Raw genomic sequence first — 12,554 nt, forward strand, 5'->3', positions numbered from 1 at the left:
GAACAGCCATGGCCGTGATGACATCACACCCCTGCCCGGCGACGATGCCGCGCTGCTGACCACTGGCGGAGTCAAACAGGTGATCAGCACCGACCACCTGCGCAGTTTCACCAATGATCCGGTCATGATGGCCCGCATCGCCGCCGTGCACGCGCTTGGCGATATCTGGGCAATGGGCGCTGAGCCGCAGGCGGCCACCGCCAACCTGATCCTGCCGCGCATGTCGCCGGACCTGCAGGCCCGCACCCTGCAGGAACTCATGGCAGCCGCCACGGAGGTCATGCAAGAGGCCGGCGCCGCCATCGTCGGCGGCCACACGTCGCTGGGTGATGAGCTGACCGTGGGCTTCACTGTTACCGGCCTCTGCCCCCGCCCCGCAATCACCCTTGCAGGCGCCAAGCCCGGCGACGCGCTGATCCTGACCAAGCCCATCGGCTCCGGCGTGCTGATGGCCGCCGAGATGGCGGGCGAGGCCAAAGGAGACTGGGTGGCCGCGGCGCTGGAGCAGATGAGCCAGCCGCAAGGCGACGCCGCCCGCATCCTGCAAGACGCCCATGCAATGACCGACGTGACTGGCTTTGGCCTCCTCGGCCATCTGCTCGGCATCTGCGAGGCCTCCCGCGCAGGCGCCGAGGTCTTCACCGGTCAGGTGCCCCTGATGCAGGGCGCCGCCGAACTGGCCGAGCGCGGCATCCGCTCCTCGCTGCTGACTGCCAACCAGGCGGCGCTGCCGGAGCTGAAAACCGCCGGCTGGCAAGACCTGCTGTTCGACCCGCAAACCGCAGGCGGGCTGCTGGCGGCTGTTGCCGCAGACCGGGCGGAAAACCTGCTGGAGCAGCTGCGCGCTGCTGGCTGCCCCGCAGCCATTATCGGCAAAGTGACGTCAAACCCGGGGGCAATCACGTTCAGCAGCTAACGGCTGCCGGTCCAAAGAAAACTCCGGGCCGGATAGAAGCGCTGCTTCTGGTCTTCTCCTTTGCAAAAATACTCCCGCCGGAGGCGCGCTGCGCGTCAGCGCAGCGCCACGCCCAACGGGAGCGGGGCATCCCAGATGCCCCGGCGACGGGCGGGAGTGCCCTGTTGCCGCTTACAATCCAGCCATGATCTCTGCTATTTGGGCCGCCGCCGCATTCAGGCCCGGCTCGTCCAGGTCAGCGGCCTCCACCGTGGCGGCCACCTCCGCCCCGATCGCGGCCCGGGACTTGCGGTAGGCGGGATCGTAATGCTCTGTCATCAGCGCCCCGGTCAGCCCCGCCTTGTCGCCCTCGGCAATCCGCGCAAACCAGCCGTCCACCACCGCCCCGGAACGGTGGGCGCGCAAGGGGCCCAGCTTCTCGCGCAGCCGGTCCGCGTCCGACAGGATGTCGTCATAGGCCTGCACCAGATACCGGCAGCGCGCCGCCACCGGCACCTGCAGTTCGATCCTGGGCGCCTGCTTCATGGCATCCCAGACCGCAGGCGGAATGATCCGCTGGCCGATCTTGTTGGACTCCGCCTCCACCAGCACCGGGCGGGCGGGGTCCAGCCGCATCAGCGCCCCCGCCACAGCGGATTCAAACGCTTTCTGCGAGGGCTGCGGCGTCGGCATGTCCCCCAGCAGGGAGCCGCGGTGATTGGCCAGCCCCTCCAGGTCCAGCACCTGCACGCCCAGCTCGCCGGCACGTTTCAGCACCTCGGTCTTGGCCGATCCGGTATAGCCGTCCAGCGCCACCAGCCGGTGCGGCAGCGCGGTCTCGTACATCGCCTTGTGCACCAGCCGGCGGTAGGTCTGATAACCGCCCTGCACCACCTCGGCACGCCAGCCGATCTGCTGCAGCATCCAGGTGAACGACCCCGACCTCTGGCCGCCGCGCCAGCAATAGACCAGCGGCTTCCAGCCCCCATCATGGTGGCTCAGGCTCTGCTCAATGTGGTTCGCGGCATTGCGGAACACCAGCGCCGCGCCCAGCTTGCGCGCCTTGAAGGGGCTCTCTTGCACATAGATGGTGCCGACCTCAGCGCGCTCCTCGTTGTCCAGAACCGGCAGGCTGATCGCACCGGGCACGTGGTCCTCGGCGTATTCCGCCGGGCTGCGCACGTCGATCACGGTATCGAACCCGTGGCCATAGAACTCTTGCAGGGAGGTGAATGTCAGCGCCATGGCCCATGCCTACCGCGCCCCATGCGCAAGGAAAAGCCGCAAATGCCCGCTCCGCGGCAATAATACTTGCGCGCACTGCGCACGGGGCAGTAAGGCAAACGGAGCGAACAGACCAGCCCGGGCGAAGGCCCCGCGGCGCCGCACCGGCAAGGACCAGGACCCATGGACACCGACCCTTTGGACATACACGCGCTGCCCGGCCATCTGATCCGGCGGCTGCACCAGATCTCCGTGGCCCAGTTCATGGAGCGCATGGCCGAGGAAGGCGCCGACCTGACCCCGGTGCAGTTCTCCGCCATGGCCGCCATCCGCCGCCATCCGGGCATCGACCAGGCCTCGGTTGCGGGGCTGATCGCCTATGACCGCGCCACCCTGGGCAAGGTGGTGGACCGGCTGGTGGACAAGGGACTGGTGGCGCGCCGGATCTCTGCCGCGGACCGCCGCGCCCGCGAGGTCAGCCTGACCCGTGACGGCGAGGCGCTTCTGGAGCGGCTTTTGCCGGTGGTTCAGGCAGCCCAGCCCGCGATCTTCACCGGCCTCACCGAGGCGGAGCAGGAAACCTTCGTGGCGCTGCTGCGCAAGGCGACCCTGGCTGCAAACGAACTGAGCCGGGCGCCGCAGCGCGACCTGCCCGGCAGCCAGGCGGCAGAATAAAAGCTCAGATCAGGCGGCCGCGCGGGGTATCGCCCTCTTCAAACGGCTCGATCAGCTCCGGCCCTTCGGCGCGGTTGGAGTTCACCGCCGGATCGACCCGGTGATACTCCAGGATTCCTTCCGCCCCCGGCTGCATCAGCGCCGCGGCGCCATGCCCCTCCTCGCCCAGCCATTTGCCCCAGTCCTCAGGCTCCAGGATCAGCGGCATCCGGTGGTGGATCGCCGACAGCCCCTGATTGGCGGCGGTGGTGACAATGGCGCAGGTCTTGACGGGTTCCTCCGCCCCCCAGCTGCGCCACACGGCGGCGAACGCCAGCGGCGCGCCGTCGCTGCGGAATATGTACCAGGGCAGCCGGGCGCCCTCCTCCGACTTGGTCCACTCATAAAACCCGCTGGCCGGGATCAGGCAGCGCCGCTCGCGGCAGGACTTGGCAAAGGCGGGCTTCTCCGCAATCGTCTCTGCCCGCGCGTTGATCAGCAGTGGTCCAGCGGTCTCGCTCTTGTACCAATGCGGCAGGAACCCCCAGCGCATCGCCACCAGCTGCCGCCCGGCCTCCCCCGCCTGCACAACATGCACCTGGTTGGTCGGGCAGACGTTGTAATCGGGCACCTTGGGCAGATCGTTCGCGGGCTGCGCCGCAAACAGCTGTGCCATTGCATCCGCAGGCAGGGTTGTGGCAAATCGTCCGCACATGCTGATTTCTAACCCGGGCCGGGGCGCAGATGCAAAGCTTCCCTTGGCCGCCGGTTTTCAGCCGCCCTGACAGGATGATAGATAGGCCTCATGACTCTTCAGAATGATCTCCAGTCCGCCTTGGGCTTTCTCAATCAGGGCAAGTTCAAGCAGGCGCTGAAACAATCCAAGGGCGGCATGAAGCGGCACAAGAGCCACCCGGACTTTCCCAATATCGCCGGCATCTCCCTGTCCGGCCTCGGCAAGCACCGCGATGCCGTCCCGTATTTCAAGAAAGCGCTGGCGCTGGCCCCCGGCTTTCACGACGCCCGCAAGAACCTGGCGCAGACGCTGCTGTTCCTGCAGCAGGGCGAGCAGGCGATGAAGCTGCTGGACCGGGTGCTCAAGGACCAGCCCGGAGATCAGGCGGCACTGTATCTGCAGGCGCAGTCACATCTGGTGATGAACGCCCCCGAGGCCGCGATTGAAACCGCCACCGCCGCTCTGGCCCGCGACCCGCGCCAGCCGCGGATGCTGCGGCTGCGCGCCACTGCATGGAACACGCTGGGCGATGAAAAGGCGGCGCTGGCGGATTACCAGGCAGCGCTCAAGGTGAACCCCAACGACGCCGACGCGCTGCAGAACGCCAGCCTGCTGCTCGCCCGCCTGATGCGGCAGGATGAGGCCACCGAGGCCGCACAAAAGGCCGTCGCCGTGGCACCGCAAAACATCGAGGCGCGCAGGCGCCTGGCCAGCCAGCTGATTTCCAACGGCGACTCCGCCGCAGCCCGCGGCCACTGCCTGGCGCTGCTGGAGCTGGACCCCAAGGACACCCAGGTGCTGGAGATGCTGGCCCGGATCAACAGCCGCGAGCAGAACGCGGAACTGCTGCCCATCGCACAGAAAGCGCTCAAGGCGGCGCCCGCCCGCTCGCTCGACCGCGCCAACGCCGCCTTTGCTCTGGCCCGGATTGCCGATCAGGCCGGCGACAAGGAGGCCTTTGCAGCCCACAATGACGAGGCCAACGCCTGTATGGCGGCGCAGACCCCCTATGACTACGAGGAAAGCGAACGCCAGTTCAGCCGCATCATGGCTGCCTTCCCAGGCCAGATCACCCCGGCTGAGACCGCTCCAGAAGGCCCGCGCCCGATCTATGTGGTGGGGATGCCGCGCTCTGGCACCACTCTCACCGAGACCGTGATCGGCCTGCACCCCGATGTGTTCCCGCTGGGCGAACGCGGCGTGCCGGCCTTCCTGCTGCATCCCTATATCGACAAGGACCAGGAGTTCACGCCCGAGGCCGCCCGCAATTTCGCAGCGGAGGACATCAGCCGCCTGCCGGAAATGCCCGAGGGCACCACGGCTTATGTCGACAAGATGCCCGACAACTACCGCCTCCTGGGCCATCTGCTGACCGCCTGCCCGGATGCACGCTTTGTTCATCTTTGCCGCGACCCGCGCGACGTGGCGCTGTCGATCTGGCGCGGCTATTTCTCCGGCAGCTCGCTCACCTATGCCTATGACCTCAAGGCGATGGCGCACCGCTTCAACCTCTATGGCCGGCTGATGCAGCACTGGCGGCAGGTGATGCCGGGCCGGATCTATGACCTGCGTTATGAAGATCTGGTTGCGGATATCGAGGGCGAAAGCCGCAAGCTGGCAGACTTCTGCGGACTGGACTGGGTCGAGGACATGGCCCACCCGGAACGGCACGAGGGCCAGGTGCTGACGCTCTCAAACACCCAGGTCCGGCAGACGGCGCACACCCGCTCGATCGGCAAGTGGGAGAAATACGCCGATGTGCTGGCGCCGTTCATCGACGGGCTGGACCCGGAAATCTGGCCGGAAATCAAAGGGTAAGAGGACCTACTTCGCGTAGGCCTTGCGCGCGAGCTCGATCCGCGCGTCCATCATCGACATCTCTTTCAGGATCTCCTGCCGGCGGCTGCGGTCGCCGGTCTCGCGCAGTTCCGCCCGCAGCCGCTGCAACTCGCGCGACAGGCTGACGAACTCCGGCACCCCGCCGCTTTCACGAACCAGCCGGTTGACCAGCTCGTTTTCCGGGTCATCGCATTTGGGCAGCGGCTTGCCTGCGCCAGCGAGATTGTCAAAGGCGCCATCCTTCTCGGCGGCTTCGATGCGGGCGTTGATGAGGTCGATCAGCGGGTGGTCCATGGGGGCATTCTGCCATGCCGCCAAGCCACCCGCCAGCCCGTTAACGAAGCGCCGGCAAAGGTTGCCAGCCTCTCAAAATAATGCGGCAGCCCTCCTGCCCGAATGTTTCGCGCGCGAAACATTGGGTCCGGTCCGGACCTATATGCGAACGCTTAGTTCACCTGCGCAATCCGCCCGTCGGTATAGGGCGTATACGGGCCTTGCGCTGCCAGATACTCCGCCAGAACATCGGCCAGGTCCGGGCCAAAGTCGTAGGCGTTCTTGTCGTCCCCTTCGAACATCGCATAGCCATCACCGCCATTGCGGACATAGTCGTTGGTGACCACCACATAGGTCTTGGCGGGATCAATGGGAACGAAGCCATCCCCCTCTGCCACCATCACCTCGGTGATGCGGCCCGCATTCGGCGCGGCAGAGCTGTCCCAGCTGAATTTCAGCCCCGCCACCTGCGGGAAGCGGCCCTTGACGTCCTCCACCTGGCTGACGCCGTTCTCCAAGGCCTCCACCAGCGTTTTGCCGTCAATTTCGAAAGTGGAAAGCGTGTTCTGGAATGGCAGGATGGTCAGCACCTCGCCCATGGTGACCTCCCCCGCGTCCAGGCTGGCACGGATCCCGCCAGAGTTCGCGATGGCGATGGTCACGCCCTGGTCCTTGACCCGGTCGAGCATGGCATCAGCCACCAGATTGCCCATCTGGCATTCCTGCACCCGGCACACATCGCGGCTGCCCTCGACGGGTTCCGCGGCCTCCGCCACCACCTTATTGCGGATCTCGTCCAAGGGCTGCGCCAGCTCAGCAATCCGGTCGCGGGTGTCCGCGTCCTCACTGACCGCGGCATCCATGATCAGCGGCTCTCCGGTGGCGCTGACAACATTGCCTGCATCGTCGAAGGTCACGTTCAGCTCGCCCAGGAACTTGCCATAGGCATAGGCCTGCACGATCTGTACCCCGTTCACCACGGTCGGGTACGGCCCCGCGGCCTTATCCGAGGTGTTGGAGAGGTAGGTGTTCGAATGACCGCCGACGATCACATCCACCCCGGTGGTTTCCGCCGCCACCCGCTGGTCGACGCCATAGCCGGAGTGGCTGAGCACCACGATCTTGTTCACCCCTTCGGCGGTCAGCCGGTCCACCTCCGCCTGCACCGCCGCCACCGGGTCGGAAAAATGCACGTTCTCACCGGGGCTCGCCAGTTCATGCGTGTCCTCCGGCGTCAGGCCGATCAGGCCGATCCTCTCGCCGCCCCGCTCGATCACCGTGGATTTCTTCAGCACATCCGCCAGCGCCGGTTCCGCCGACACATCGGCATTGGACATCAGCACCGGAAAGCCCACCGCATCCATGAACCCGCGCAGCACCTCCGGGCCGTCGTCGAACTCATGATTGCCGACGGTCATGCCGTCATAGCCCAGCTGGTTCATGAACTCCGCCGCGGCCTTGCCCTTGTAGTAGGTATAGAACAGCGAACCCTGGAACTGGTCGCCGCCATCCACCAGGATCGCATTCTCCGCCCGCGCCCGCGCGTCCGCGATGGCCGTCACCAGCCGCGCGGTGCCGCCAAAGCACTTGCCCTCGGCCTGATCCTCGGCATCGCAGGTGCTGTCGTATTTGTTGATCGGCTCGAACCGCGAGTGGAAGTCGTTGGTGTGCAGGATGGTCAGCTTGTACTCCGCCGCCGCCGTACCGGCAGACAGGGCCAGGGCTGCAACCGATGTGAGAATGCGTGCAATCATGAGGAGCGCTCCCGTTGTTCCGTTTTGACCAAGCCTGCGCCCAAAGCCCGCGCCGGTCAAAGGGGAAAAGACAGAAGGTTGTGTCTCCTTGCGTAAGCCAAACAAATTGGCGCGGGCATAAGCCCGGGCCGCGCCCGACCCTCCCCACGGGAGGGTGCTTTTGCACCCTCCCAGGGTCAGGCGCGGCCCTCTGAAATTGCAGTTATCCCCAATCCCCCTTGATTCATCCGCCGACGCAGGGCATCAGGCGTGCATGCTGATTTACAAGATTTTCCGGGCGGACGAATGGGCCGCGCTGCAAGCCGAGGGCGAGACGCCGGGCGCGCCGATTGATGTGGCGGACGGCTATGTCCATTTCTCCACCGCAACCCAGGCCGTGGAAACCGCAGCCAAGCACTTTGCAGGCGCCGCGGGGCTGACCCTGCTGGCCTGCGATGCAGACGCGATGGGCGATGACCTGAAGTGGGAAGTGTCCCGCGGCGGTGCCAAGTTCCCGCATCTCTACCGCAACGTCCGCATGTCCGACGTGATCTGGGCCAAGCCGCTGCCGCTGGTGGAGGGCAGCCACCGTTTCCCGGAGGAGATGGCATGAAGCTGACGGAGAAACTGGCCCTGGCGGCGATGCACCGGATTGATCCGGAAGCAGCGCACGGGCTGTCGGTCAAGGCGCTGACCATGGGGCTCGCGCCTGCCCCCGGCCCGGTGACTTCGGCGCGGCTGAAGACCACGCTGGCGGGGATTGAGCTGCCGAACCCGGTTGGTCTGGCCGCGGGCTATGACAAGAACGCTGAGGCGCTGGCGCCGCTGGCGAAATCCGGCTTCGGCTTCATTGAGGTTGGCGCGGCAACGCCCCGCCCGCAGCCCGGCAACCCCAAACCGCGCCTGTTCCGCCTGACCGAGGACAAGGCGGCGATCAACCGCTTCGGCTTCAACAACGAGGGCATGGAGGCGATTGGTATGCGCCTCTCCCAGCGGCCGCGCGATGCAGTGATCGGGCTGAACCTGGGCGCCAACAAAGACAGCGCCGACCGCGCTGCGGATTTTGCCAAGGTGCTGGCCCATTGCGGCGCGCATCTGGACTTTGCCACCGTCAATGTGTCCTCTCCAAACACTGAGAAGCTGCGCGACCTTCAGGGCAAGGCCGCGCTGTCGGCACTGCTGGCAGGGGTGATCGAAACCCGCGACAGCCTCAGCCGCCGGGTGCCGGTGTTCCTGAAAATCGCCCCGGATCTGGACCGCGCCGGGATTGAGGACATTGCCGCCGTCGCCGTTGAGAGCGGCATCGACGCGGTGATTGCCACCAACACCACCCTGTCGCGCGACGGTCTGCGGAGTGCCCACAAAGGCGAGGCCGGCGGGTTGTCCGGTGCGCCGCTGTTTGAGAAATCCACCCGGGTTCTGGCGCAGCTGTCGGAGCTTCTGGAGGGCCAAGTGCCGCTGGTGGGTGTCGGCGGCATCAGCACGGCGGAACAGGCCTATGCCAAGATCTGCGCCGGGGCCTCGGCGGTGCAGTTCTACACCGCGATGGTCTATGGCGGGCTGTCACTGGCGGGCGATATTGCCCGCGGACTGGATGAATTGCTGGCCCGCGACGGGTTTGAGAACGTCGCGCAAGCGGTTGGCTCGAAACGGAAGGACTGGCTGTGATCACCTACTGGCATAACCCGCGCTGTTCGAAATCCCGGGCTGGCCTGGCGCTGCTGGAAGAGCGCGGTGCTGAGGTAGAGCCGCGGCTCTATTTGCAGGATGCGCCGTCAGTTGAGGAGATCAAGCAGGTGCAAGCCGCGCTTGGCGTATCCGCGGTTCAGATGATGCGCACCGGCGAGAAGGTCTTCAAGGAGCTGGGCCTCAGAAAGGACAGCGCCGAAACGGACCTGCTGGCGGCGATGGCCGCGCATCCGATCCTGATCGAGCGCCCGATTGCGATCAAAGACGGCAAAGCGGTGATCGGCCGCCCCACCGAGGCGATTGAAACGCTGCTGTGACCGTTTCCCGGCTCGGGAAACGGCCAAAAATCCTGCGAGGATTTTTTGGCGCGAAGCGGCTGTTTTCCGCGCCGGAAAACGGGCCGGAATTTTCGCAGAATTCCGGGGCGCTCAGGTGCCCACCTGCGCCTCCAGCCGCGGATAGCGCAGGCCCAGGGTCACACCGCGGGCCACGTTAAGAACCATCAGCGACGCCCACAGCCCGTGATTGCCGAAAACCGGCACCAGCAGCAGCAGTGCCAGCACATAGACCGCCACTGCCTGCACCATCGCCCGCCGCATCTCGCGGGTCCAGGTGGCGCCGATATAGATGCCATCAAACATGTAGCTTGCCACGCTCAGCACCGGGGCCAGCACCACCCACAGCAGATAGACACGGCCTGCATCGCGCACCTCGGGCGCGGTGGCCATCAGGTCGATCACCGCAGGCCCGGCCAAGGCGAACCCCGCCCCCAGAAGCAGCGCACCGCCGGTGCTCCACTGCGCGGCAATCACCGCCGCACGGCGCAGCCTTACGCGGGCGCGGGAACCGACTGCACCGCCCACCAGCGCTTCGGCGGCAAAGGCAAATCCGTCCAGCGCAAAGGCGGTGACCGACAGGAATTGCAGCAGGATTTGGTTGGCGGCCAGGTTCACGTCGCCGACGCCGGAGCTGATGAACAGGAAGGTGGTGAAGGACCCCGTGAGCAGCACCGAGCGCACCATGATGTCGCCGTTCACCTGCATCATCCGCTTAAGCCGCACCGCATCGAACACCCGCGCCCAGTCCCGCCACTGCTCGCCCGCAAAGGCATCGCGGCACAGGTACAGCCCCAGCGCCAGACCGGTCCATTCGGCAATCAGCGTGGCCAGGGCGACACCCTCGACACCCCAGCCCAGGCCTAGCACGAACCACAGGTCCAGAACGATGTTCAGCCCGTTCATCCACACCTGCAGAAGGAAGACACCACGGGTGCGCTCGACCGCGATCAGCCAGCCGGTCACCGCATAAAGCGCAATGGTAGCAGGCGCGCCCCAGATGCGGATCTCCAGATAGCCGCGGGCCAGGGTTTCGACCTCGGGACTGGCAGGCGCCAGTGCGAAGGCGCCCCAGAACACCGCCGCTTGCGCGATGATGAACAGCGCGCCGGCGGCAAAGGCCAGCAGCAGGCCGCGCATCAGCAGTGCGCCGGTCTCGGCCCAGTCCCCTGCCCCGCGCGCCTGAGCGGCGAGGCCGGTGGTGCCCATGCGCAGGAAGCCGAAAATCCAGTAGACCGCCGCCAGGATCGCCGCGCCGATGCCGACCGCGCCAATCGGTGCGGCCTGCCCCATCTGGCCGACCACGCCGGTGTCCACGGCCCCCAGTATCGGCACGGTGACATTGGACAGGACAATCGGCAACGCGATGCTGAGCACCCGTTTGTGGGTGATGTCCGAAGCCGCGCTGGTCATGGGGTCAGTCCTTGCCGTTCGCGTCCTGCGGCATCAGGAAATGGCCGGTGGCCTGGGCAAACAGCTTGTCCTTGTGGTCCTGCCAGGCCTCCACATGCACCGAGGCATAGCGGCGGCCGGAGCGGTTCACCCGGGCGCGGGCATAGGCGTCGCGCGGCAGGCCGGAGCGCAGGTAGTCGACGGTGAAGTCGATGGTCTTGGGCTGGCGCGGCAGGTTGCCCTTGGCCATCTCCGCCGGGTCCAGATCGCCGGATTCGATGCGCGGCCAGAGGAAGGACCAATTGAGAGTGACCATCGACGTGATCTCGAGAAACGCCGCGGTCACGCCGCCGTGGATCGCCGGCAGAAACGGGTTGCCGATCAGCTTGTCATCGAAGTTGAGCTGCGCCGTCAGCTCATCGCCGCGGCGGTCGAAGGTCACGTTCAGGAAGCGGATGTACGGCACCGAGTCCACCAGCGCCGACAGCGCGGCATCGCGGCGCTGTTTGACCACCTGGATCGGTTCGGGACGGGGGCGGCTCAAAACTTCTTCTCCACGGTAAAGGCGCCTGCGGCGGTGGCGACGGGGCGGTCCGCGTCCTCGTCCATCGCCACGGCGCGGACAAAGGCAACGGTGCGGGTGATGTGGTGGCAGGTCGCGCGGGTGGTGATTGCCTGGCCGGGTGTGGCGGGCCGCATATAGTCGATGCGCAGGTCGATGGTGGCGGTGCCGCCGGGGGCCGAAGGGTGGCTCATCACCGCCGCGCCGCAGCATGTGTCCATCAGGGCCGACACCGCGCCGCCGTGAATCACCCCGGTCGCCGGGTCGCCGATCAGCTTTTCGTCATAGGCCATGCGGATCTCTGCAGTGCCGTCGCCGATCTCCGTCAGTTTCATCCCCAGTTGCTTGGCATGGGGGATCGCTTCGATGAACTGGCGAGCGAGCTGGGTCTTGTCGGCCATGGGGCTGTCCCTTTGAAATCTCTGCCCTATCTTTGGCTGCGGCCCGGCGAAAGCGCAAGTGTGCCGCCACGGAGGTTGCACTGTTCGCTGCAAGTGCATAGGTTCCCGGCAAGGGAGACGACGGATGACCGACAACAGATTGTCATTCAAAGAAATGTGCGCAGAGTTCGACGTTACGCCGCGGACGCTGCGCTACTATGAATACATCGAATTGCTGCAGCCGGACCGCGAAGGCCGGTCGCGGTATTACGGTGCGCGGGAGCGCGCCCGGATGAAGCTGATCCTGCGCGGGCGCAAATTCGGCTTCCAGCTGGAAGAGATCCGCCAGTGGCTGCTGATCTATGAGGAAGAGGGCAACGACGCCCAGAACCACGCCTTTATGGAGATGGCCGACCGCCAGCTGGTGGAGCTGGAAAAGCAGCGCGAACAGATCACCGAAGCCATCGACGAGCTGAGCGCGCTGCGCGCCAGCACCAAGGCGCAGCTGAAATAAGATGCCAGGTCCGGCTTAGCGCAAGCGCCTGCCGGACTAGCGCCCCCTCCGGCGGGATGGCGCCGGCACCGCGTGCTGGCCACCTTTTCCCAGCCAGCCAGCTCTCATTTCTGAACAAGCTTCTGGACCGCAATAGCACCGGCCCGCGTGACGCAGGCAGGCGCTGGCCCGGTGCCTGCGGCCTGAGTTCCGGCCACCGGATTCGGCCCTGCCCGCCCTTTTCAAGCAGGGGCCGCTGCCGGTCGGGCCGCTGCCCTTCATTGGTACGTTGCGTCATTTAACGTTCGTTTTGCGAACTGTTACCGCCCCTAGAAGTGACGCAACGTAC

The 12,554-nt window shown here is 66.0% G+C and carries 14 protein-coding genes; 7 read left to right on the forward strand and 7 right to left on the reverse strand.

Annotation, left to right across the window (positions count from 1 at the left end; all coding sequences use genetic code 11):
* On the forward strand, positions 1 to 916 hold a 916-nt coding region (gene selD, locus AC4HIX_RS14960), incomplete at its 5' end, for a selenide, water dikinase SelD (RefSeq protein WP_490399532.1).
* Between the two features lie 171 nt (positions 917 to 1,087).
* Here selD and mnmH read toward each other — a convergent pair.
* A complete protein-coding gene (gene mnmH, locus AC4HIX_RS14965) occupies positions 1,088 to 2,140 on the reverse strand; it encodes a tRNA 2-selenouridine(34) synthase MnmH (RefSeq protein ID WP_490399533.1) in 1,053 nt (350 codons plus the stop codon).
* 162 nt (positions 2,141 to 2,302) lie between these two features.
* Here mnmH and AC4HIX_RS14970 point away from each other — a divergent pair, with 162 nt between their 5' ends.
* A complete protein-coding gene (locus tag AC4HIX_RS14970; RefSeq protein WP_490399534.1) occupies positions 2,303 to 2,794 on the forward strand; it encodes a MarR family winged helix-turn-helix transcriptional regulator in 492 nt (163 codons plus the stop codon).
* A 4-nt stretch (positions 2,795 to 2,798) separates the two neighbouring features.
* On the opposite strand, the gene AC4HIX_RS14975 is transcribed toward AC4HIX_RS14970, so the two are convergent.
* Positions 2,799 to 3,488, reverse strand: coding sequence for an SOS response-associated peptidase (locus AC4HIX_RS14975; protein WP_490399535.1), 690 nt, complete (start codon positions 3,486 to 3,488; stop codon positions 2,799 to 2,801).
* Between the two features lie 90 nt (positions 3,489 to 3,578).
* Here AC4HIX_RS14975 and AC4HIX_RS14980 point away from each other — a divergent pair, with 90 nt between their 5' ends.
* Complete coding sequence (locus tag AC4HIX_RS14980; protein ID WP_490399536.1) at positions 3,579 to 5,327, forward strand: tetratricopeptide repeat-containing sulfotransferase family protein; 1,749 nt, start codon at positions 3,579 to 3,581, stop codon at positions 5,325 to 5,327.
* A gap of 6 nt (positions 5,328 to 5,333) precedes the next feature.
* Here AC4HIX_RS14980 and AC4HIX_RS14985 read toward each other — a convergent pair whose 3' ends face one another.
* Both AC4HIX_RS14985 and AC4HIX_RS14990 read right to left on the reverse strand, forming a co-directional pair.
* Positions 5,334 to 5,642 (reverse strand): DnaJ family domain-containing protein, encoded by a 309-nt coding sequence (locus AC4HIX_RS14985; RefSeq protein ID WP_490399537.1) that lies wholly within the window; start codon positions 5,640 to 5,642, stop codon positions 5,334 to 5,336.
* A gap of 152 nt (positions 5,643 to 5,794) precedes the next feature.
* Positions 5,795 to 7,375, reverse strand: coding sequence for a bifunctional metallophosphatase/5'-nucleotidase (locus AC4HIX_RS14990; protein WP_490399538.1), 1,581 nt, complete (start codon positions 7,373 to 7,375; stop codon positions 5,795 to 5,797).
* Positions 7,376 to 7,628: 253 nt separating this feature from the next.
* Between AC4HIX_RS14990 and AC4HIX_RS14995 the strand changes: the two genes are divergently transcribed.
* From AC4HIX_RS14995 to arsC, 3 genes are read left to right on the forward strand one after another with little or no spacing between them, the layout of a single operon-like run.
* Entirely contained in the window at positions 7,629 to 7,967 is a 339-nt protein-coding gene (locus AC4HIX_RS14995) for a DUF952 domain-containing protein (RefSeq protein WP_490399539.1), read from the forward strand.
* The gene (locus AC4HIX_RS15000) at positions 7,964 to 9,022 is read left to right on the forward strand and encodes a quinone-dependent dihydroorotate dehydrogenase (protein WP_490399540.1); all 1,059 of its coding nucleotides are present in this window, start codon (positions 7,964 to 7,966) and stop codon (positions 9,020 to 9,022) included. The genes AC4HIX_RS14995 and AC4HIX_RS15000 overlap by 4 nt, the downstream gene beginning before the upstream one ends.
* On the forward strand, positions 9,019 to 9,360 hold the full coding sequence (arsC, locus tag AC4HIX_RS15005; protein WP_490399541.1) for an arsenate reductase (glutaredoxin): 342 nt from the start codon (positions 9,019 to 9,021) through the stop codon (positions 9,358 to 9,360). Before AC4HIX_RS15000 ends, arsC begins: the two co-directional genes overlap by 4 nt.
* Positions 9,361 to 9,471: 111 nt before the next feature.
* Here the strand turns inward: arsC and AC4HIX_RS15010 are convergent, their stop codons facing one another.
* From AC4HIX_RS15010 to AC4HIX_RS15020, 3 genes are read right to left on the reverse strand one after another with little or no spacing between them, the layout of a single operon-like run.
* Positions 9,472 to 10,791, reverse strand: coding sequence for an MATE family efflux transporter (locus AC4HIX_RS15010; RefSeq protein ID WP_490399542.1), 1,320 nt, complete (start codon positions 10,789 to 10,791; stop codon positions 9,472 to 9,474).
* A 4-nt stretch (positions 10,792 to 10,795) separates the two neighbouring features.
* Positions 10,796 to 11,314: a PaaI family thioesterase gene (locus AC4HIX_RS15015; RefSeq protein WP_421056055.1), complete on the reverse strand. Its 519-nt coding sequence runs from the start codon at positions 11,312 to 11,314 to the stop codon at positions 10,796 to 10,798.
* Positions 11,311 to 11,733, reverse strand: coding sequence for a PaaI family thioesterase (locus tag AC4HIX_RS15020; RefSeq protein WP_475051358.1), 423 nt, complete (start codon positions 11,731 to 11,733; stop codon positions 11,311 to 11,313). The genes AC4HIX_RS15015 and AC4HIX_RS15020 overlap by 4 nt, the downstream gene beginning before the upstream one ends.
* A gap of 124 nt (positions 11,734 to 11,857) precedes the next feature.
* Between AC4HIX_RS15020 and AC4HIX_RS15025 the strand changes: the two genes are divergently transcribed.
* Positions 11,858 to 12,226, forward strand: coding sequence for a MerR family transcriptional regulator (locus tag AC4HIX_RS15025; protein ID WP_475051356.1), 369 nt, complete (start codon positions 11,858 to 11,860; stop codon positions 12,224 to 12,226).
* Positions 12,227 to 12,554 lie beyond the last annotated feature (328 nt).

It is taken from the genome of Leisingera sp. (genome assembly GCF_982940295.1).